The following is a 20,762-nucleotide window of genomic DNA, read 5'->3' as shown; positions in this document are numbered from 1 at the left end:
GCAGTACGTGCTCGCGCACGTACGTCGTGCGCACGATCGTTCTCCCCCGACCACTCCGATTCGGTCGCCCGGTCTGAGGGCTCACGCGTTCTTTCTGTCTGAACGACCTGTCAAGGTCGTGTCGTGTCTCGCGTGGCCCGTGCCGACCTGGGCGGGAAGGGAGCGCCATGCGCTCGTCGATGATCTTTCCCCGCATTCGTCACCACCGTGCCGCGGGCGCGCAGCACGACCGCCGCAAGCCGCCGGTGACCACGACGCCCGCGCCCGCCGCCGAGCGCGCCTCCGTAGGCGGGTGCGTGCCGCCCAGCGACTCGCTGGTCGACTTCGCGGCCTACCTGGCCGGCGCCAAGGTCGAGGCCCCCACCATCGAGGCCGCGCTGAGCCTCGTCCGCGCCCACAACGCGCGTAGCGGCGGGGGCGGCGCCTTCGTCTGGGTGGGCCTGCACGAGCCGGAGTCGCCCGAGGTCGAGTGGCTGGCCGAGGTCTTCGGCCTGCACCCGCTGGCCGTCGAAGACGCCGTCAAGGCCCACCAGCGGCCCAAGGTCGAGCGCTACGGCGACTCGCTGTTCGTCGTGCTCAAGACGGTCGCCTTCGTCGAGGAGGAGCCGGACAGCGAGATCGTCGCGACCGGCGAGATCATGCTGTTCGTCGGGCCCGACTTCGTGGTGACGGTACGCCACGGGCGGCACTGTCCGCTCTCCGGCGTGCGCGAGAAGCTGGAAGACGACCCCAAGCTGCTCGGCCGCGGCCCGGCGGGCGTGCTGCACGCCATCGCCGACCACGTGGTGGACGAGTACCTCTCGGTGGCCGACCAGATGCAGGAGGCGCTGGAAGACGTCGAGGCGGCCGTGTTCGCCGACGTCAGCTCGCGCGACATCGGGCGGATCTACCACCTCAAGCGCGAGATGATCGAGATGAAGCGGGCGGTGACACCGCTGGTCGCCCCGCTCGGCGCGCTGCCGCAGCGGCGGGTGATCCCGCCGGAGATGCGCGACTACTTCCGCGACGTCGGCGACCACCTGTCCCGGGTGTGCGAGCAGGTCGAGTCCTCCAACGAGCTGTGCAACTCGGTGCTCCAGGCGGCCCTGGCCCGCTCGAACGCCCTGGCCAACGAGGACATGCGCAAGATCTCGTCCTGGGTGGCCATCATGGCGGCGCCCACGATGATCGCCGGCGTCTACGGGATGAACTTCGACTTCATGCCGGAGACGAAGTGGGTCTTCGGCTATCCGATGATCGTCGGCCTGATGCTGCTGACCTGCACGCTCCTCTACCGCGGCTTCCGCAGGAAGGGCTGGATGTGAGCCTGGTCCGCCGGGCTCGGTTCAGGCCGCGGCGACCGGGCGGAGCGGGCCGACCGGTACGGCGAGCGGCAGGCCGCGTTCGGCCCACAGCGCCCGCATCCGGTCGGGGTAGTCGGTGACGAGCCCGGTCACGCCCATGTCGATCAGCCGGGCCGCGTCGGCCGGGGCGTTGACCGTCCACGGCACCACCGGCAGGCCCGCCTGCGCGGCCTGAGCCATCATGTGCTCGTTCACCAGCACGTGCTGCGGTGAGAGCGTGGTCGCGCCGGCCGCCGCGGCGGCGGCCGGGAGATCACCGCCGAAGTCGGTGAGGTCCAGCCCGTCCAGCCATGCCGAGTGCATCGTCGCCGTCTCGATCAGCGCGAACCGTGGCACGTCCGGAGCCAGCTCGCGCGCCGCGCGAAGTACCCGCCAGTCGAAGCCGAGCAGCGCCGACGAGCCGAGCCGGCCGTGCCGGTCCAGCTCCTCCACCACCATCGCGGTGAACTCCGCCGGATCGGGCGTCAGCTCCGGCCTGGTCGGATCGGTCTTCAGCTCCACGTGCAGCCGCACATCGTCGGCCTCGTAGGCGCTCACCAGCCCGAGCACCGCGCCGAACGTCGGCATCCGGGTCTCGGGCAGCGGCACCTGCGTCAGCGCGAACGGGTCGTCGGGGTGGCGCGGCAGGCGGACCCCGCAGTCGAGGGTCCGCAACTGGGCGAGGGTCAGTGACCTGATCGGCTTGCCGACGTAGGGGTAGCCGGGGTCGCCGCGATGCGCCGGACGGGTGTCCGCGCTGGTCACCGAGGACACGATCAGATCGTGGCTGAGCACGATCCGCCGGTCGGCGGTGAGCACGAGATCGAACTCCAGCGCGTCCACACCGAGCTCCAACGCGTGCAGCAACCCAGGAAGCGTGTTCTCCGGCCGGAGCCCTCGGGCTCCGCGGTGTCCGTGGATCTCGACGCGCACACTCGGACCTTACCGGCACCGGGCGAGGATCTCTCGCATCCCCCGCCCGACGCGCCGTCACGACCTATACCGGCATCACATCGGTCGTCACACCAGGGGCCGGAGCTGGAGGGTCTGTGTGCGGCCCGGGCCGACGCCGATGGCGGAGATCGGCGCGCCGGACATCTCCTCCAACGTGCGGACATAAGCGCGGGCGTTGGGCGGCAGGTCGTCGAAGGACTTGGCCTCGGAGATGTCCTCCTGCCAGCCCGGGAACTCCTCGTAGATCGGCTTGGCGTGGTGGAAGTCGGTCTGGGTCATCGGCACCTCGTCGTGCCGCACGCCGTCGATCTCGTAGGCGACGCAGACCGGGATGCGCTCCAGCCCGGACAGCACGTCCAGTTTGGTGAGGAAGAAGTCGGTGACGCCGTTGATCCGGGTGGCGTACCGGGCGATCACCGCGTCGAACCAGCCGCAGCGGCGGTCGCGGCCGGTGGTCGTGCCGTACTCGTGCCCGGTGGTGCGCAGCCAGTCGCCGCGCTCGTCCAGCAGCTCGGTGGGGAACGGCCCTGAGCCCACCCGCGTGGTGTACGCCTTCAGGATCGCGATCACGCGCGTCAGCCTGGTCGGCGGGATGCCCGCCCCGGCGCACGCGCCGCCCGCGGTGGGGGAGGAGGACGTCACGAACGGGTAGGTGCCGTGGTCGATGTCCAGCAGGTTGCCCTGGCCGCCTTCGAGGAGCACCACCCGGCCCTGGTCGAGGGCCCTGGAGAGCACGAGCGAGGTGTCCGCGATGTACGGCTTGAGGCGTTCGGCGTAGCCGAGGTACTCCTCAAGCACCTTGTCCGGGTCGATCACCCTGCGGTTGTAGACCTTGGTGAGGACCTGGTTCTTCTCGTTGAGCGCGACTTCGATCTTCTTGCGCAGGATGCCCGGGTCGAGCAGGTCCTGGACCCGCACGCCCATCCGGGCGATCTTGTCGCCGTAGGCGGGGCCGATGCCCCGCCCCGTGGTGCCGATCTTGGCCTTGCCCAGGTAGCGCTCGGTGACCTTGTCGAGGGCCTTGTGGTGCGGCATGATCAGGTGCGCGCTCGCCGAGATCAGCAGCCGCTCGCAGGAGATGCCCCGCGCCTTCAGCCCGTCGATCTCCTCCAGCAGCACCCCGGGATCGATGACCACGCCGTTCGCGATCACCGGGATCACCTCGGGCGACAGCACGCCGGTCGGCAGCAGGTGCAGCGCGTACTTCTGGTCGCCGATCACCACCGTATGACCCGCGTTGTTGCCTCCCTGGTAGCGGACGACGTAGTCGACCTGATCGCCCAGCAGGTCGGTGGCCTTGCCCTTGCCCTCATCGCCCCATTGAGCACCCACGAGAACGACAGCCGGCATCGCGAAACTCTCCCCAGCACAAAGCGAAACCCCTGGCGCAAGCGCGTCAGGGGCTCTTGCATACGGATTCTACCTGCTCGGCCCCGGTCAGGTCCCGTTCAGTTCGGCCGCGGCGGCGGGGCTCGAGTCCTTGAGGAACTGCGCGCAACGCTCGGCCTCGTCCTTCTCCCCGATCGCCAGGGCGGCCCGGGCCAGCGCGTGCAGGCACCGCAGGAAGCCACGGTTGGGCTCGTGGTCCCACGGGATCGGCCCGTGCCCCTTCCACCCGGCCCGCCGCAGTTGGTCCAGGCCCCGGTGGTAGCCGGTACGCGCGAACGCGTACGAGGTCACGGCGTGCCCCTGGGCGAAGTACTCGTCGGCCAGCGCCGCCCATGCGGCGGAGAAGGCCGGGAATCGTGCGGCGACATCCGACGCCGCGGCACCGGCTTCGAGCGCCTCCCTGGCCTCAGGGGTGTCCGGCAGGTGGGTCGGCGGCGGTCCGGCGAGAAGATTCTGCGTCTCCATGCACACAGTCATACCCGGACGGCGCGCGTAACGGGTACCTGGAGGGGGCCTAGATAGCCTGATATTTCGCCCTATCGGAAGATCGCCGACAATCCGGATGCCCGATGCCCCTCACCAGCCCGTCTCCCCGCGCCCGGCCCCGCCGTACCGCCCTGGCGATCTGCGCTCTCGCCACCCTCACCGCCTGCTCCATCCCGCCCGCCCCGGTAGGCCCCGATGAGCACCGGCGGGCGGCGTCGGCCTCCGGTTCCCCCGGCTCCGGGCGGCACCTCGCGGTGACGCTGACCTTCGACGACGGGCTGGCCTCGCAGGAGGCGGCGGTCGAGCTGCTTCGCCGGTACGGCCTCACCGCGACCTTCTACATCCCGAGCGGCCTCCTGGGCCGCGAGGGACGCATGACCGCGGATCGGGTACGGCGGCTGGCCGCGGCCGGGCACGAGATCGGCGGGCACACTCGCACCCACGCCCGCCTCACCGAACTCCCCCTGGACGCCCGCCGCCGCCAGCTCTGCGACGACCGCGCCGCCCTGACGGCCCTGACCGGCACCGACATCCGCTCGGTCGCCTACCCGTACGACGCCACCGACCCGGCCACCGAACGCCTCGCCCGCGAATGCGGCTTCCGTCACACCCGCCCCCGCGCCGCCCTCACCGTCCTCGACACCACCACCCCGGCCACCCTGCGCCACCACGCCACAAAGGGCGGCACCTTCGTCTTCCACAAGATCTGCCAGGCCCCCTGCGGTCGCTACGCGATCGACCCCAAGGTCCTTGCCGATTTCCTCACCTGGCTGACGGCCCGCTAGGCACCGGGTCCCTCGGCGAAGAGTTCTTCGGTGGAGGAGATGGTGAGGCATCGGTCTGCCCAGGTGTCCATCAGTGTGGGGTCGGTGCAGGCGGTGATGCGTTCGCGGTCGGCGTCGCTGAGCGGCACCCCACGTTCTGCGAGGATGCACAGCAGCATCGATGCCTTCCCCGCCAGCCTGCCCTCCTGCCTGCCCTCTTCCCTGCCCTTGCCGTAGTGCTCGCGGGCGAAGGGGCTGTTCACAGGCCATTCTGGGGTTGTCATGGGGGCCTCGGATGAGAGTGGGCCGGGTCTCACCCTGGGATGGGTGGGTCAGACCCGGCGGATGCGGATGGTCAGTTCTCGGCGAAGAGTTCTTCGGTGGAGGAGATGGTGAGGCATCGCCGTGCCCATATGTCCATCAGTGCGGGGTCGGTGCAGGTGGTGATGCGTTCGCGGTCGGCGTTGCTGAGTGGCACCCCACGTTCTGTGAGGATGTCCAGCAGCATCGATGCCTTTCCTGCGAGCCTGCCTTCTTCTTTGCCTTCTTCTTTGCCGGCTTCACGGCCCTTGCCGTAGTGCTCGCGGGCGAAGGGGCTGTTCACGGGCCAAGTCGTGGAGCTCATGATCTCCTCCATGAGTTTCCGGGCGGCCGGCGGGGCCATGTCGTATGCGTGTTCATAGTATCGCGTAGCGTGACGATCATCGAGGTTTTTGCAGCCGTCCATGAGTGCCCTGACGACCTCTGGGCGGTCGGCGTGGGCGGCGAAGGAGAGCAGGGCGAGTTCGCCGTGGTCGCGGACCTGGGACGGGTCGGTGACGGCCGGGATCTCACTGGGGCCGATGGCCACCGGCGTGAGGGTGTAGTCGCGGAGGGAGGTGACGATGGGTTTGGCGGCCCAGGTGGCCAGGGAACGGGTGGGGCAGACGACGGCGACGGTGATGGGGCAGTCGAGCTGGAGCCACAGGGCGGCGGCGTAGCGGGCCAGGGCCTCTGGTTTGCCCGGCTCGCGGTGGAGCTGGATCTCGATGACGACGCCGTGCTGGGGCTGTTCGCCGCGGTGGCCGAGGGTGATGACCGTGTCGGCGCGGAAGTCGCGGGACGGGCGGTCGTTGAACTCGCCGGAGGCGAGCAGGGCCGGATATTCACCGGGGAGCTTGACGCCGAGCTGGTCGCGGAGGAGTTCCACGGCGAACTCGGGCCGCTCCCGGAAGAGGTCGTTGAGCGTGTCATGAATCTTGGACGGCATGTCACTGAAAGCTACATGATAACTACTTTACGTGAGAGGCGTTCGCTTTCAGCGAAATAGGCGGCGCCGCCGTACATGGGAGGAGGGCGCACGTTCCGCGCGCAGCCGGTCCAGTTCCTCGGTGAGCTGGGCGACGCGCAGCGCGAGGCGTTCGTTCTCGCTCTTCAGGCGACCCGCCTCGGCGCGGCCGGGTCCTGCGGCGGCGCTGCCCGGCTTGGCCTCCTTGGCGTCCCTGGCGGGCTGGAAGCCCCAGGTCGCGCCGTCCAGCCAGTACGTGCCCGCCACCTCCTCCACCACGTCGTCCAGGGCCTCGCCGGGGGCGGCGAGCAGCCGGGCGCGGGCGAACGCGCCGGTGTGCTCCAGGCGGGCCGTCACCACGACGTCCGTCTCGTCCAGCGCGATGCTGACCAGCCCGTACCCGTGCTCGGCCGCGTGCGCGAGCAGGCGGCGCAGTACGTTCGGGCGGGGCGCCCACCCCGGCGGGCACAGCAGCCGGTACGGCACTGGCGCGGCCGACCTCGGCGTCCGATCCACGAACCGGACCCGCGGCTCGTTGCGATAGAGCCCGTGGATGAGCAGCAGGTCCAGGTTGGGACTGTGCTGCGGCGCGCGCCGGTCCTCGGCGAGCGACGCCCATGGCCCGGCCAGCGTGACCCGTACGTCGGGCAGGTCACTGGCCAGCACGCCGTCCACCGTCGCGCGGATGTCCTCGTACGTCGCCCCCGCCGCCTCGACCGCCACGTCCAGGTACGGCACCATGTACTGCCGCCGCGGGTGCGTGCGCTGCCAGCGCATGTGCGGCACGAGGTCGGGCACGAACACCGCGTTGTACCGGGTGACCTGCTCGCGGTCGCGCATCATCATGGACCGGCCGAGATGCCAGCTCCGCGCGGCCGGCTCCAGGACGAACGCGGCGCCGTGCTGGGCGAGCCGGTAGCCGAGTTCGGTGTCCTCGCCGAGCACGAGTTCGGTTGCGAGCGGCCCGGCCGCGCGCAGCAGGCGGGCGTTGACCGAGGCGGCGTTCGTGATGTGGACGCGGTAGGCCATGTTCTTGGCCGTGCGCATGCCGTCCGTGCTTTCGGCCAGGTCGACGATCCACTGGTGGGGTTCGCTCGCGTCCAGGTCGAACAGCTTCTCCCCGGCCCCCGCGGACACTGCGGCGTGTACTTCGGCCGGGCCCGGCCACTCCTCGTCCACATACCGGACATAACCCATGACCACCAGGTAGTCCGCGAGGTGGTGCCAGCGCATGTGCGCCTCGACCTCGTCGTGATGGGTGACCATGTCGGCGTCCAGCCAGTGGATCACATGGCCCTCGGCGACCTCCAGCGCCGCGTTGCGGGCGTTGGAGCGGCCACGGGAGTCCGGCGTGGTGCGCAGCAGGCGGGTGTTCTCCGGCCTGATCTGGCCCAGGGTGAGCGGCGGGTCCGTGCCGTCGTCCACGACGATCACTTCGAGCAGGTGGGCGGGGTAGCTCTGGGCCGCGAGCGCGGCCAGCGTGAGGTCCAGTTTGTCCTGGTGGCGATAGGCCGCGATGACGACGCTGACCGGCAGGTACGGTTGCCAGTCGCCGATCTCGGGCGGCGACAGGACGGAATAGTCGTTGTGGCGGATACGAGGGGAGTTCACGCCTGCTCCATGAGTTCGCTCGGGCGGAAGCCGCGCCACTGCTCTTTGGCTCTGTGCAGGAAGTAGCCGATCGGCTCCTGCCAGGTGTGGCGTCGCCGGGCCGACCTGCGGGCCATGAACCCCAGGCCGTGGGTGCGATAGATGCAGCCCCCCGCGCGCAGGAGGGCCTGGAAGAGTTCGATGTCCACCGAACGGGGGACCGGCCGGAAGCCGCCCAGCGCGCGCAGCGTCTCGCGGGAGATCAGGAAGGTGCCGCCCGCCACGTGGTCGGCCATCACCTCGCTGCTCCACCGCCGCCGGATGGTCACGTCGATCTGCTCCAGGTAGAAGAACTCCGAGGCCACCCCGACCAGGTCGGCGCCGCTGTAGCGGCGGGCGAGCACCAGGTCGGCCAGGTGGTCGGGTCCGTACCAGTCGTCGTCGTCCCATTTGGTGAGGTACGCGCCGGAGGTCCGGTCCACCGCGAGGTTCAGGATCTCCCCGAACGGCGTGGCCGCGTCCGCCGTGACGACGGTCAGCGGAAGCGGGAAATCGGCCACCGCGCCGGCCACCGCCTCCTCCGGCACCCCGTGCAGCCCTAGTACGACCTCGACGTCCACACCGCGCTGCGCGGCGATCTGGCCGAGCGCGAAACCCACGAAATCGGGTCTGCGGGTGCAGAGCACCACGGAGATCGGCGGATCAGGCGGAATCGGCTTGCCGGCCGCCACGGCGAGGGCGTGCCAGCGGGCGGTGGTGCCGTGCGCGCGCAGCGCGTGGCGGCGCAGCCGTACGCTGTGCTCCTCCCTGCGCAGGTCGTCGGCGATGTCGCCGGGTGTGGCCAGATGGGACAGGAGTTCGCCGCCGAGCAGCGGTTCCGCCCAGATGGGGGCCGGGCCGGTGGACACCAGCGGCACCCCCGCCGCCGCCAGCCCGGCGACCACGCGGGCCGCGGCGACCGGGCCGGTGTGCGCGGGGCGCCAGTTCAGCCGCAGGCCGCGCAGCGGACGCAGGCGGTCCACGTCGGCGTCGGCGACCAGCCCGGATTCGTGAAAGCGGACAAGTTCGCGGCCCTCGCTGGTCACGCCCCACACGCCGGCGTGGCCGGTCAGGTCCGCGATGCCCTGGAGCGGTTCGCGCAGGAAGCCGCGCGGGTTGACCGACCGCTCGTCCACCGGCGGCAGGTGGTCAGGGGTGACCGCGGACGCGGCGCGCAGTACCGGGTAGCCGCCGGGCGCGCCGGCCTTGGCCCACGCGGTGTCCCGCCACGAGGCGCGCCCGGCGGCCGGTACGCGATCGTCCGGCCAGGCGGCCCCCGGGGCGCGAACGGCGAGGTCGCTGGAGGATATGCCGGACGGTTCCGGCCGCCCCCCGACGGCGACGTCCGGATCGCCGGGCCGCCAGTCGGCCAGGCCCGGCTCGCCGAGCCCGGCGGCCGGCAGCGGATACGCCGCCAGGTGGAACCCCGTCCCCCCGGCCGCCACCGCGGTCACGATGTCGCCGGCGAGCGTCTCCTTGCCGAGCCGGGTGGCGACCAGCCAGCCGGACGTGCCGTACCGGGTGATGTGGACCTCGCGCACCAGGCGCTGGCCGACTCCGCGCGCCAGCGCGACGTGCGGCGCGTCGTACCACGACGGCGTCGCGGTGATGGCCACCACGACACGCTTGACGGCGGGCAGCAGGTCCCGCAGCGAGACGATCCGCCGCAGGTCGGTGGGGGTGCGGGCGAGTACGACGACGGCTTCGGGTGCGCGGATCGTCCAGGGGGAGTCCGCGAGGTCGTCCGCGTCGGCCCAGGAGATCGCCGCCTTGGGCAGCAATTCGGCCAGGACGTCACCGGCATCATGGACACCCGAAACCACCGCGACGACCTTGGTCCCCGCCCCGACGATCCCGCCCGGGATCACGATGTACTCCGCCGGAACAGCATCGCGCCTTTCTCCGCGGCGTAGGACGTGGCCGTGAGCTCGGGGTATTCACGCAGCCAGCGTTCGGCGATCCGTTGCTCGTCGGCGCGTACGGTGTCGTCGAGCACGATCCAGGCTTCCGGTGCGCAGTGCGGCAGCAGCAGCGGCACCGCGGGGTACCGGGCCTCCGGGCCGGTCTGCTCCGGCGGGCCGTCCACGAAGACCAGACCGGCGTCGCTGAGGTCGTCCAGCGCGGTGGTGTCGTACCACGGTTGCCCCTGCCAGTCGGTCAGCGGCGCGTGCCGTACCTCGACGATCGAGTCGAGACCGTGCGCCGCCACCAGATCCTGCGACGCGCGCGCGAACCGCTCCTCGTGTTCCAGCGCGACGATCCGGCCGCCGCCGAACCGCTCGATCGCGTACCCCAGCCAGATCGAGGACGAGCCGCTGCCGCACTCGATGACCAGCTTGGGCCGGTCGGCCGCGATCCGTTCCACCAGCAGCCGGATCACGTCGGGAGAGGCCGCCCATCCGCGCAGCCGGGGCATGGGGGCTCGCGGCTGGAGCATCGCGCGCAGGTCGATCATGGCCTCGACCTGGTTGTACTCGGTACGCGCGCGCAGCGCCCTGACGACCTGGTCACGGACCGCCCGGTCCACCCCCTCGATCGACCGCTTCACCTCGGCCAGCCTGGCATCGACCGTGCTCCGCTGCGCGTCGAGGGCCTTGGCCTGCCGCTTCAGTAGGTCGGTCTGCCCGGCCAACTCCGCGCGGTCCTCGCCGAGCGCGGCCACGACCGTGTCCACCCCGGCCCGCTGCCCGGCCGAGGTCTCCTTGAGCTGTACGGCGAGCGCGCGGACGCTGTCACGAAGCTGCGCCAGGGCGGCCTCGTTCCGCTTCACGCGCTGGTCGATGCGGAGTGCCTTGCCGTCGGCCCGTCGTACGACGAGCACGGCTACGGCGAGCCCGGCGAGCGCGGCGGTGGTCAGGGCGAGCTGGACCGCGTCGGTCCACTCCACGGCCCCGGAGGCCGACAGTAACACTAGGCCCACGATCACAACGCCGCTGGTCAGAGCGGAAATGATCAGTAGCCGGCGCGTGGTCGGTGCGGGTAAACGTAGCCTTTCCACTCAGAGAGGATATGAGATGTAAAACGGAAGGACAGGGCATCTCTACTAAGAGTTAGCTGAGAGCTACCTGATCCTCAACTGCCACGGAGGTCGTTGTCCGTCACCCCAGGCACGGCCCCATCCCAGGCCACGGCGGGGAAAGGGGTGTACGGCGGAGATTCGGTCGCCGGCATGCCCGAAACCCTTGATCCAGTGACCGAAATGCGGTTCGGGGGGGTGGTGGGCGAGGCCCCGTAGTTCCGCCCTGACCAGGATGCCCAGGGCCCATAGGAGCCGATCACGACAACGTTCCGGAATCCCGGACCGGCAAGCCGAAGAGACCCGCCCGGCACCCACGAAGGACGGCACGTATTGGCCAACGCCACCGCTGCCGATCGAGAAGCCCCGCCATTCAACCCCCACCACACCAACCCCGCCTCCGGCGGAAAGCTGCGCTCCGCGCCAAGGCCCGCCTCCGGCGGAAAGCTGCGCTCCGCGCCAAGGCCCGCCTCCGGCGGAAAGCTGCGCTCCGCGCCAAGGCCCGCCTCCGGCGGAAAGCTGCGCTCCGCGCAGCGGGGTCGCCTTCGGCGGTGTGGTGCGCTTCGCGCTGGAGGTCCGCCTTCGGCGGGAAGAAGCGCTCCGCGCAGCGAGGTCGCCTTCGGCCGGGGGTCGCGCTGCGCGCCAAGGCCCGCCTCCGGCGGAAAGCTGCGCTGCGCGCCAAGGGCCCGCCTCCGGCGGGACGCCATCGCGCTCCCGCGCCAAGAGCCCGCCTCCGGCGGGAAGAGGCGCTTCGCGCTGCGAGGTCCGCCTTCGGCGGAAAGTTACGCTTCGCGCAGCGGGGTCGCCTTCGGCGGTGTGGTGCGCTTCGCGCCGAGGGCCCGCCTCCGGCGGGAAGTTGCGCTTCGCGCCGAGGGCCCGCCTCCGGCGGGAAGTTGCGCTTCGCGCCGAGGGCCCGCCTCCGGCGGGACGCCATCGCGCTCCCGCGCCAAGAGCCCGCCTCCGGCGGAAAGAGGCGCTTCGCGCTGCGAGGTCCGCCTTCGGCGGAAAGTTACGCTTCGCGTAGCGGGGTCGCCTTCGGCGGTGTGGTGCGCTTCGCCAGCCGTCGCGCTGCCGCGCGCAAAGGCCCTCGCTGACGCTCGGCCTGTTCTCCCCATGTCGGGCTCCGCCCGACGCTAGCGCCCCAGTCGGCCACCCACACCAGCGATCCATTGGTAACACCACCCAGCAGGCAGACGCTGGAAGTGGATCACCGACAAACCCCGACATCACAACACCGCAGCTTGGCTGTATCCTTGCTGCTCACCAAGGGTGCTCGCCCCACGCGTGGGGATGGGCCGTGGTGGTAGGAGACATAGCCTGCGGCGGCGGTGTGCTCCCCACACATGTGGGGATGGGCCGATCGTTCCCGAGGTCTTTGCGAGCCAGGGGCAGCGCTCCCCACACGCGTGGGGATGGGCCAGGCCGACCTTCACCCCGTGCGGGTGTCCCCACGTGCTCCCCACACGCGTGGGGATAGGCCGTTCGCCGACGAGCAGGTCTCCAGCGGCAGCGTGTGCTCCCCGCATACGTGGGGATGGACCGTGCGTGCGCGACACCAGCACCCCGCCGTTGGAGTGCTCCAGGACCGCGACTGGCCGTGGCTATGGCAGCCGGCGCCGCGTGCGTTGGGTTGACCGCCACCACCTCATGACGGTCGGTGTCCACTCGGGTGCTCGCCGCACGCTTGGAGATGGACCGTTGGCCAGATTCGACTCAGGGAGCTGGCCAACGTGCGCTCGCACCGCGTGGGGATGAGCCTGAGCGCCTAAATCTGCGACGGCCCCACCCTCTCGTCGTCCCCACACATGTAGGGGGAACCGTCGCCGACGCAGTCCGAGTGGGCGGAGGCCCAGTGGTCCCCAGACGTGGGTTGAATCCAAGGTGCGCAGTCGGTGGCGCGGATGGAGAAGCCGGGCGGTCCCCACACCTGGGGTGGCGGAGACTCGCGCCGCTGAGGGTCCTCATCTCGTGGGGATGAACGGTGAACCGGTTGATCGGCCTCCCGCATGGGAGGAACCGGTAGTGCTGAGGCGTCCCGCTGGATGGGGTACATCGGCCTTCGGCTTCGAGATCCGCGCTGGGTTCCCGGGTGCGGTGGTCTCACCCGGCATCATCACAAGGATCTTCAGAACCACACGGCCCCATGGAGACCGTCGCTGATCCTCCACAGGGACATCAGCCCTTGCATGGGCCTCCGCAAGCTTCTTCCGCCAGTTCGACGGGCTGTGCCCGCATCCCGGGCAAGGGGGAGAACCTGAGGGGCAGGGCGGTCTGTATGTCCGTTAAATGGGGAAACACCCTGTAAGGGTTTTCTCTCGCCGGGGAACGTGATAAAGATCACAGAGGATACCGGAATGTCCTATCTGTTGGGGAGGTTTGATCGCCTCGTGAGGTACTTCCCGGTGGTCGTACGGCTCGTGCACCGTCTGCACGTCGATCTCTGCCGTCTGAGCAGTCAGCTCTGTCCCTGAACGCAATCCCACCCCTTACCCTCCCTCCCGCGCATGCCCGCCTCAGCGTGAGCATGCTCTCCCGCCGGAGTCGCGTTCATGAAGAAAATCTCTTTCTCGCTCCAGTTGCTGCTCGGTCTGGTGATAGGCGTCGCGCTCGGGTTCGTGGCGCGTGCCGGTGATGTCGACTGGCTCACCGCCACCCTGACCGAAGCCGGTTCGATCTTCATCCAACTTCTCAAGCTCGCCGTTCCGCCGCTGGTCTTCACCGCGGTCGTGGTCAGCGTGGCGAATCTGCGCAACGTCAGCGGGGCCGCCAGGCTCGCGAGCAAGACGCTGATGTGGTTCCTGATCACCTCGCTGATCGCGGTGGTCTTCGGCCTGGTCCTCGGGCTGATCATCAACCCCGGCCAGGGCATCAACATCTCCACCGCCGGAGCCAAGGCCATCGACCAGGAGGACGCCGGGACCTGGCTGGACTTCCTGACCGGCATCATCCCCACCAACGTCGTCACCGCGTTCACCGAGCTCAACGTCCTCCAGATCGTCTTCCTGGGAGTCGTCCTCGGCGCCGCTGCGCTGGCGATCGGTGAGAAGGCCGAGCCGTTCATCGGCTTCAGCCGGTCCGTACTCGAACTGGTGCAAAAGGCCCTCTGGTGGGTCATCAGGCTGGCCCCGATCGGTACCGCCGGTCTGATCGGCAAGTCGGTGGCCACCTACGGCTGGGACCTGCTCGCCCCGCTCGCCAAGTTCAGCGCGGGCGTCTACATCGGCTGCCTGCTGGTACTCGTGGTCAGCTACCCGCTGCTGCTGTCCGTCGTCGGCAAGGTCAACCCGCTCACCTTCTACCGCAACGCCTGGCCCGCGCTGGAACTGGCCTTCGCCTCCCGTTCCTCGGTCGGCACCATGCCGCTCACCCAGCGGGTCACCACCGACCGCCTGGGCGTGGACCGCGACTACGCCGCCTTCGCGGTGCCGTTCGGCGCGACCACCAAGATGGACGGCTGCGCCGCGATCTACCCGGCGCTGGCGGCGATCTTCGTGGCCCAGGTGTACAACGTTCCGCTCAACGCCGGCCACTACCTGCTGATCGCGTTCGTCTCGGTGATCGGCTCGGCCGCGACCGCCGGTCTGACCGGCGCGATCGTGATGCTCACGCTGACCCTGAGCACGGTGGGCCTGCCCCTGGAGGGCGTCGGCCTGCTGCTGGCGATCGACCCGATCCTCGACATGATCCGCACCGCGACCAACGTCGCCGGACAGATGGTGGTGCCGGTACTGGTCGCCCGTTCCGAGGGCCGTCTCGACGAGGCCGTATTCAACGCCCCGCCCCAGCCCCTGGACGAGGCGCCCACCTCGGTCCGTCCCGCCGCCGGCCCGGCCCCCGGCCCCGAGCCCGCCCCGGCCTGAGCCCGACACCTCTAAGCAGGTACACCGTGGCCTCGCCCGCGACCCCAACAGGTCGCGTGCGAGGCCACGCCGCGTTCACCACGAGCGCGGGCTGGTGAGGTACGCGACCTGGGCCCCTGGCGGGTGAGTATGGCGGTCCGGCCTTGGGTGGTGCAGGAGCGCTTGGCCGTGCTCTCCGCAGCGTCTTACAACGTGGGAAACGCTACCGAGAGCGCAGCCGACGAACACCCGTTGCGGGTTCTTCAAGCTCGGGGCGGCGGGAAGAGGGATGGCCCCCGGCCCGCCGCCTGTAGCAGTAACCCGTAGCAGTAAGTAGCAGTAAGTAGCAGTAAGACGACCGCGGTCAGGAGAGCCTGGTGCCGGCCGACTTGAGGTTCTGGCAGGCCTCGACCACCCGCGCGGCCATCGCGGCCTCGGCGGCCTTGCCGTAGGAACGCGGGTCGTAGGCCTTCTTGTTGCCCACCTCGCCATCGACCTTCAGCACACCGTCGTAGTTCTTGAACATGTGGTCGGCGATCGGCCGGGTGAAGGCGTACTGGGTGTCGGTGTCGATGTTCATCTTCACCACGCCGTAGGAGATCGCCTCGTGGATCTCGCTCAGCAGCGAGCCCGACCCGCCGTGGAAGACCAGGTCGAACGGCTTGTCCTTGCCGTGCTTGGCGCCCACCGCGTCCTGGATCTCCTTCAGCACGCTGGGGCGCAGCTTGACGTGGCCCGGCTTGTAGACGCCGTGGACGTTGCCGAAGGTGGCGGCCAGCATGTAGCGGCCGCGGTCGCCGACGCCGACCGCCTCGGCGGTGGCCAGGGCGTCTTCGGCGGTGGTGTAGAGCTTCTCGTTGATCTCGCCGACGACGCCGTCCTCCTCACCGCCGACGACGCCGATCTCCATCTCCATGATGATCCGGGCGGCGGCGCACTTCTCCAGCAGCTCGGCGGCGATCTGCAGGTTTTCGTCCAGCGGGACGGCCGAGCCGTCCCACATGTGGGACTGGAACAGCGGGTCCTGGCCCTTGGCGACGCGCTCGGCGGAGACGTCGATCAGCGGGCGCATGAAGCCGTCGAGCTTGTTCTTCGGGCAGTGGTCGGTGTGCAGGGCCACCGTGACCGGGTACTTGGCGGCGACCACGCGGGCGTACTCGGCCAGCGCGACCGCGCCGGTGACCATGTCCTTGACGGTCGCGCCGGACAGGAACTCCGCGCCGCCGGTGGAGACCTGGACGATGCCGTCACTCTCGGCCTCCGCGAAACCGCGCAGCGCGGCGTTGAGGGTCTGCGACGAGGTCACGTTGATCGCCGGATAGGCGAATCCGCCCGCCTTGGCCCGGTCGAGCATCTCGGCGTAGACCTCGGGCGTTGCGATAGGCATCGGTCATCTCCCTGGAGACGGCGGTTTACGGGTTTTCGGCGGGCAGGCCACGGGGAGTGCGGCTGTTGTGCCCGTCTGGCCAGTATCGCGGGTCAGCGCCCTTCCCGGGTAGGCGGACCCCACCCCTGTGGATAACCTGGACGACCCCCCACACTCCCCTGCCTCCCTGTGGACAAACCCGTGGCGTGTCGCGTGATTTCCCTTACCGAGCTTGGCGGACCGGTAGGCTCCATCCCTGATGAACCTCACGAATCTGCTCGACGCCGAGTGGTGGATCGTCACCTTCGGGCTGATCGGCATTCTCGCCATCATCTTCGCCGAGACCGGGCTGCTGATCGGCTTCTTCCTGCCCGGTGACTCGCTGCTGGTCGTGGCGGGCATCGGCGCGTCGGCCAAGGTGGCCGCGAGCGTCGGCCTGGACGAGCCGTTCCCGCTGCCGGTGCTGCTGGTGGGCGCGCCGCTGTGCGCCATCGCGGGCGCGCAGCTCGGCCACCTCATCGGCGCGAAGACGGGGCCGAGGCTTTTCTCACGCCCAGATTCGCGGCTTTTCAAGCAGGAATACGTGGAGAAGGCCAGGCACTACTTCGGGAAGTTCGGCCCGGCCCGCGCGGTGGTGCTGGCGCGGTTCATCCCGATCGTCCGCACGTTCCTCAACCCGGTGGCGGGGATGCTCGGCATGAGCCGCAGCAACTTCCTGCTGTGGAACATCCTGGGCGGCGTGATCTGGACCGACGGGCTGCTGATCTTCGGCTACCTGATCGGCGACCGCATCCCCAACGTCGACCGGTACATCCTGCCGGGCGCGGCGGTGATCATCCTGCTGTCGGTCATCCCGATCATCCGCGAGATCCTGAAGGGCCGCAAGGAGGCCAGGGCGGTGCCGTCCCCGGGGGGCAAGCACCACCGCTCCCCGGCCGCCGCGCAGGCGCCCGACGAGCCCACCCGCAACGAGCCCTGGTAACGCCCGGCCCGCCCGGCCGCGACATCCGGGTCCGCCACGAGCCCTGGTAACGCCGCTCGCGACCTCCGGGTCCGCCACGAGCCCTGGTAACGCCGCTCGCGACATCCGGGTCCGCCACGAGCCCTGGTAACGCCGCTCGCGACATCCGGGCCACCACGAGCGCGCGGCGGCTACCCTCCGAAGTGTGGGACGCCACAGGTCTGACCGGATCGGCGTCGGCCGGGGGGCCCTCGCCGTTCTCGGGTGTCTGGTCCTGCTGACGCTGGTCGTACTCGGCGTCCGCGCGCTGAACGCCCCCGAGCCGCGCCCCCCGCAACCCCGCCAGGCCCCGACCCCGACCCTGACCCCGCCCACGGTCACCACCAGCCCCGCGACGCCCACCGTCTACATCGAGTGCCGCGCCGACCGCTGCGGGATGGTCTTCGTCCGTGTGCCCGGCGGTGACGTGCTGCTCGACCGCGAGCTGCTCAGGGGCGAGCAGGCGACCTTCACCGAGCCGAAGCTCGACGTGGTGCTCGCCGACGCGTCAGGGCTCACGGTCGAGGTGAACGGCGTACCGCGCCCGCCGGGCGAACCCGGCGAGCGGGAGGCGTTCACCGCCGAGCGGAAGGGCTGAGCCCCAGGTCGGCAAGGGTGTACGCGGTGCGGTACGGCAGGCCCCGCGCCATGATGGCATCGCCCGCCCCCCGGTCCACGATCGTGGCCACCCCCACGACCTCGGCCCCGGCCTCGCGCAGCGCCTCCACCGCGGTGAGCACGGACCCGCCCGTGGTCGAGGTGTCCTCCACGGCCAGCACCCGCCGGCCGGTGACGTCGGGCCCTTCGATCCTGCGCTGCAACCCGTGGGCCTTGCCCTCCTTGCGGACCACGAACGCGTCGAGCCGCCGGCCCCGCGCCGCCGCCGCGTGCAGCATCGCGGTCGCCACCGGATCGGCCCCGAGCGTGAGCCCGCCGACCGCGTCGTAGTCGAGGTCGGCCGTCTGCTCCAGCATCACCCTGCCGACCAGCGGCGCGCTCTGCCCGTCGAGGGTCACCCTGCGCAGGTCAACGTAGAAGTCGGCCTCCTGGCCCGAGCTGAGCACGACCTTGCCGTGCACGACGCCCTTGGCCCGGATCTCGGCAAGAAGCTCCTCGCGATCGCTCATGGCACAAGAGCCTAGTAGAGCCCTGACCACTCTCTGAGCAGGGCCGCGCGGGGTAAAGGCCGTCCATCGGTTTAGGCACCTCACCGTATGCGGAATCATTTGGCGGGCAACCCTCCGTAGTTACGAGGTAACAATGAGTGCGGAATCCCGTCAAAGTGATGCCGAGCTGCTTGAGTCGGTGCGCACCGGCAAGGCGGCGGCCTTCGGCGTCCTGTACCAACGGCACGTGTCGGCGGCGCGGTGCCTGGCCAAGCAGCTCGTGTCCAGCCAGGCAGAGGCCGACGACGTCGTCGCGGAGACGTTCGCCAAGATCCTGGATCTGGTGCGCAGGGGCGGCGGCCCGGAGATAGCGCTGCGGCCCTACCTGCTCACCGCGCTCCGCCGTACGGTCTACGACCGCTCGCGCGGCCAGAACAAACAGGTCCCCACCGACGACATGGAGGCCCACGACCCCGGAGTGCCGTTCGTGGACCCGGCGCTGGCGGGGCTGGAGCGGTCGCTGGTGGCCAGGGCGTTCATGTCGCTGCCCGACCGATGGCGCATGGTGCTGTGGCATACCGAGGTGGAGAACGCGCGGGCCGCCGACCTGGCCCCGCTGCTCGGCCTGACCCCCAACGCGGTGGCGGCGCTCGCCTACCGGGCCAGGGAGGGCCTGCGGCAGGCGTATCTCCAGATGCACCTGAGCGACCTGCCACGCCAGGGCTGCCGCCCGGTGGTCGCGAAGATGGGCGCGTATGTGCGCGGCGGCCTGCCCAAGCGGGAGAGCCGCATCGTGGACGAGCACGTCGCGAGCTGCGCCGAGTGCCATGCGATCTTCATCGAGCTGAACGACGTCAACGAGGGGATGCGACTGGTCGTCGGGCCGCTGGTGGCCGGGCCCCTCCTCATGGGATACGTGTCCGCGCTGGGCAAGGCGGGCGGTACGGCGGGCGGCGCGGCCGGCGCGCTGCTCGGGCGGGTGCGCAGGGTGCCGCGGCGGCACCTGATCGCCCTGGCCGGTACGGCCGCCGCCACGGTCGCCCTCCTCACCGCCTACCACCTGCTGACCGGCGTCCGTCCGGTCGATGCCCCCGGCTCGGGCGACGCGGCCCCGATGATCTCGCCGAAACGGTCGGTACCGGTGGCCGAGCCGCCGCCGGCCCCCCGGCCGCAGCCGTCGCACACCCGTGGTCGCCGCGCCACGCCCACCCCCGCCCCGACGCCCGCGCCGCCCGTGGTGCCGAAGCTCGCCCCCGCGCGGGCCAGGCTGGTGGCCAGCATCGATCCGGTCGGCGCGCTGGTGCCCGCCCATCCCGGCATCGTCGGCATCCGGCTGCGCAACGAGGGCGTGCGGGCCAGCGACGAGCTGGTGGCCGCGGTGGAGCTGCCCGCGGGGGTGAGCATGCTGCCCGCGGCGGGCGGCGGCACCCGCCCGATGGGCGTTTCCGCCATTCGCCCGGTCGGCACGGTGGACGGCTGGTCGTGCCGCCCGGCCACGAGCGGAGCCCGCTGCACCCGGGGCCCGCTGGCCCCCGGCCGGATGACGACGGTCTTCATGCGCGTTCAGGTCGCCAGGGAGGCCCCGGCGGGCCTGGGGCCCGCCGTCCAGGTGGCGTCGGGCAGGCAGCGGGTGGCGGCCCGCGCGGCCTCGGGGGTGAGCGCGGCGGGGGCGGCGGCGAGGTTCGCGACCGACGGCCGGGTGACCGCCAAGGCGGTCGGCAACACGCTGCTGAGCTGCCCGGTCAAGACCCGGGGCTGTACGGCGGCGCGGCGCGGCGCCGGCGACCGGGCCGACAACGACCTGTGGACGATGACCGCGGTGGACGCGGACGACGACAAGTCCACCAAGAGCTCCAGCGCGGCGAAGCTGACCCTGCCGCCGGGCGGGGAGGTGGTCTGGGCGGGCCTGTACTGGTCGGGCGGCGGACGGGCCAGGGCGTCCGGGACGACCGTCAAGGTCAGGCCGCCGGGCGCGAAGCGGTACGTGAAGGTGAAGGCGACCGACGTGATCGACCGGACGATGCCGGCCGGTTCCGGGTATCAGGCGTTCGCCGAGGTGACCCGGCTGATGGGCGACGATCCGGAGGGGACATGGTGGCTGGCGGACGCGCGGCTGCGCGAGGGGGTCTCCCGGCACGCGGGGTGGAGCCTGGTGGTGGCGGCGACCGACCCGCGCCGGCCGTACAGCCAGGTGGTGGTGCTGGACACCGCGACCGTGGTGGACGGGCGGCACGACGGGCTGCGGATACCGCTCGCGGGGCTGACGCCCGCGGCGGTCCCGGCCAGGATCGACCTCGTCACCTGGGAGGGCGACGCCGGGCTGGACGGGGAGAGGGTGACGCTGGGCGGCGCTCCGCTGCGGCCGGAGGGAGGCCGGCGCGAGGCGGACAACGTCTTCGACGGGTCGGCCAACGGCGCGGAAGGGTGGAAGAACACTTTCGGGCTGGATGTCGATACTTACCGTTCGGTGCTGGGCGAGCATCCGGTGTTGCGCATTTCCACCGGTAAGGATGTGGTTCTTTTCGGAGTGGCGTTGGTGGGGGTTCATGCCCGCTCCTGATAGCGGGTTCCAATATCAGGACAAACTGGTACGGTCGGCGTGAACGCCCTCGCATAAGGTCGGG

16 protein-coding genes are annotated in these 20,762 nt (G+C 70.7%); 6 read left to right on the top strand and 10 right to left on the bottom strand.

Features of this window, described 5'->3' with window-relative positions; all coding sequences use genetic code 11:
- The first annotated feature begins 167 nt into the window (after positions 1-167).
- Positions 168-1,304 carry a magnesium and cobalt transport protein CorA gene (locus ACH34R_RS32895; protein ID WP_397565454.1) on the top strand — a complete coding sequence of 379 codons (1,137 nt, stop codon included), beginning with the start codon at positions 168-170 and terminating at the stop codon, positions 1,302-1,304.
- A 21-nt stretch (positions 1,305-1,325) separates the two neighbouring features.
- On the opposite strand, the gene ACH34R_RS32890 is transcribed toward ACH34R_RS32895, so the two are convergent.
- From ACH34R_RS32890 to ACH34R_RS32880, 3 genes are all read right to left on the bottom strand, one after another.
- Positions 1,326-2,255, bottom strand: a complete 930-nt coding sequence (locus ACH34R_RS32890) for a glycerophosphodiester phosphodiesterase family protein (RefSeq protein ID WP_397565453.1) — start codon at positions 2,253-2,255, stop codon at positions 1,326-1,328.
- A gap of 87 nt (positions 2,256-2,342) precedes the next feature.
- Positions 2,343-3,626 carry an adenylosuccinate synthase gene (locus ACH34R_RS32885; RefSeq protein WP_111169877.1) on the bottom strand — a complete coding sequence of 428 codons (1,284 nt, stop codon included), beginning with the start codon at positions 3,624-3,626 and terminating at the stop codon, positions 2,343-2,345.
- An 87-nt stretch (positions 3,627-3,713) separates the two neighbouring features.
- The gene (locus ACH34R_RS32880; RefSeq protein ID WP_397565452.1) at positions 3,714-4,130 is read right to left on the bottom strand and encodes a DUF3151 domain-containing protein; all 417 of its coding nucleotides are present in this window, start codon (positions 4,128-4,130) and stop codon (positions 3,714-3,716) included.
- A gap of 104 nt (positions 4,131-4,234) precedes the next feature.
- Between ACH34R_RS32880 and ACH34R_RS32875 the strand changes: the two genes are divergently transcribed.
- On the top strand, positions 4,235-4,936 hold the full coding sequence (locus ACH34R_RS32875; RefSeq protein WP_397565451.1) for a polysaccharide deacetylase family protein: 702 nt from the start codon (positions 4,235-4,237) through the stop codon (positions 4,934-4,936).
- Here ACH34R_RS32875 and ACH34R_RS32870 read toward each other — a convergent pair.
- The 5 genes from ACH34R_RS32870 to ACH34R_RS32850 all read right to left on the bottom strand — a co-directional run bounded on the left by ACH34R_RS32870 (position 4,933) and on the right by ACH34R_RS32850 (position 10,731).
- Positions 4,933-5,178 carry a hypothetical protein gene (locus ACH34R_RS32870; protein WP_397565450.1) on the bottom strand — a complete coding sequence of 82 codons (246 nt, stop codon included), beginning with the start codon at positions 5,176-5,178 and terminating at the stop codon, positions 4,933-4,935. The genes ACH34R_RS32875 and ACH34R_RS32870 overlap by 4 nt on opposite strands.
- A gap of 92 nt (positions 5,179-5,270) precedes the next feature.
- Complete coding sequence (locus tag ACH34R_RS32865; RefSeq protein WP_397565449.1) at positions 5,271-6,164, bottom strand: hypothetical protein; 894 nt, start codon at positions 6,162-6,164, stop codon at positions 5,271-5,273.
- 48 nt (positions 6,165-6,212) lie between these two features.
- Entirely contained in the window at positions 6,213-7,793 is a 1,581-nt protein-coding gene (locus ACH34R_RS32860) for a glycosyltransferase (RefSeq protein WP_397565448.1), read from the bottom strand.
- Complete coding sequence (locus ACH34R_RS32855) at positions 7,790-9,679, bottom strand: glycosyltransferase (RefSeq protein WP_397565447.1); 1,890 nt, start codon at positions 9,677-9,679, stop codon at positions 7,790-7,792. Before ACH34R_RS32855 ends, ACH34R_RS32860 begins: the two co-directional genes overlap by 4 nt.
- Entirely contained in the window at positions 9,676-10,731 is a 1,056-nt protein-coding gene (locus ACH34R_RS32850; protein ID WP_397565446.1) for a class I SAM-dependent methyltransferase, read from the bottom strand. The genes ACH34R_RS32855 and ACH34R_RS32850 overlap by 4 nt, the downstream gene beginning before the upstream one ends.
- Positions 10,732-13,376: 2,645 nt before the next feature.
- Here ACH34R_RS32850 and ACH34R_RS32845 point away from each other — a divergent pair.
- Positions 13,377-14,687 carry a dicarboxylate/amino acid:cation symporter gene (locus tag ACH34R_RS32845; protein ID WP_397565445.1) on the top strand — a complete coding sequence of 437 codons (1,311 nt, stop codon included), beginning with the start codon at positions 13,377-13,379 and terminating at the stop codon, positions 14,685-14,687.
- Between the two features lie 343 nt (positions 14,688-15,030).
- On the opposite strand, the gene fbaA is transcribed toward ACH34R_RS32845, so the two are convergent.
- A complete protein-coding gene (gene fbaA, locus ACH34R_RS32840) occupies positions 15,031-16,053 on the bottom strand; it encodes a class II fructose-bisphosphate aldolase (protein ID WP_111172165.1) in 1,023 nt (340 codons plus the stop codon).
- 238 nt (positions 16,054-16,291) lie between these two features.
- On the opposite strand from fbaA, the gene ACH34R_RS32835 reads away from it, so the two are divergent.
- Both ACH34R_RS32835 and ACH34R_RS32830 read left to right on the top strand, forming a co-directional pair.
- Complete coding sequence (locus ACH34R_RS32835; protein ID WP_397565444.1) at positions 16,292-17,014, top strand: DedA family protein; 723 nt, start codon at positions 16,292-16,294, stop codon at positions 17,012-17,014.
- A 184-nt stretch (positions 17,015-17,198) separates the two neighbouring features.
- Positions 17,199-17,630 (top strand): hypothetical protein, encoded by a 432-nt coding sequence (locus ACH34R_RS32830; protein WP_397565443.1) that lies wholly within the window; start codon positions 17,199-17,201, stop codon positions 17,628-17,630.
- Here ACH34R_RS32830 and pyrE read toward each other — a convergent pair.
- Positions 17,608-18,159 (bottom strand): orotate phosphoribosyltransferase, encoded by a 552-nt coding sequence (pyrE, locus tag ACH34R_RS32825; RefSeq protein ID WP_111171895.1) that lies wholly within the window; start codon positions 18,157-18,159, stop codon positions 17,608-17,610. The two genes, ACH34R_RS32830 and pyrE, sit on opposite strands and share 23 nt — an antisense overlap.
- A gap of 133 nt (positions 18,160-18,292) precedes the next feature.
- On the opposite strand from pyrE, the gene ACH34R_RS32820 reads away from it, so the two are divergent.
- Positions 18,293-20,698 carry a sigma factor gene (locus ACH34R_RS32820; protein ID WP_397565442.1) on the top strand — a complete coding sequence of 802 codons (2,406 nt, stop codon included), beginning with the start codon at positions 18,293-18,295 and terminating at the stop codon, positions 20,696-20,698.
- The last annotated feature ends 64 nt before the right edge of the window (positions 20,699-20,762 follow it).

This window comes from Spongiactinospora sp. 9N601, from assembly GCF_044326295.1.
Lineage (GTDB): Bacteria > Actinomycetota > Actinomycetes > Streptosporangiales > Streptosporangiaceae > Spongiactinospora > Spongiactinospora gelatinilytica.
The sequence above is the reverse complement of the archived record's forward strand: the minus strand, read 5'-3'. Positions and strand labels throughout refer to the sequence as shown.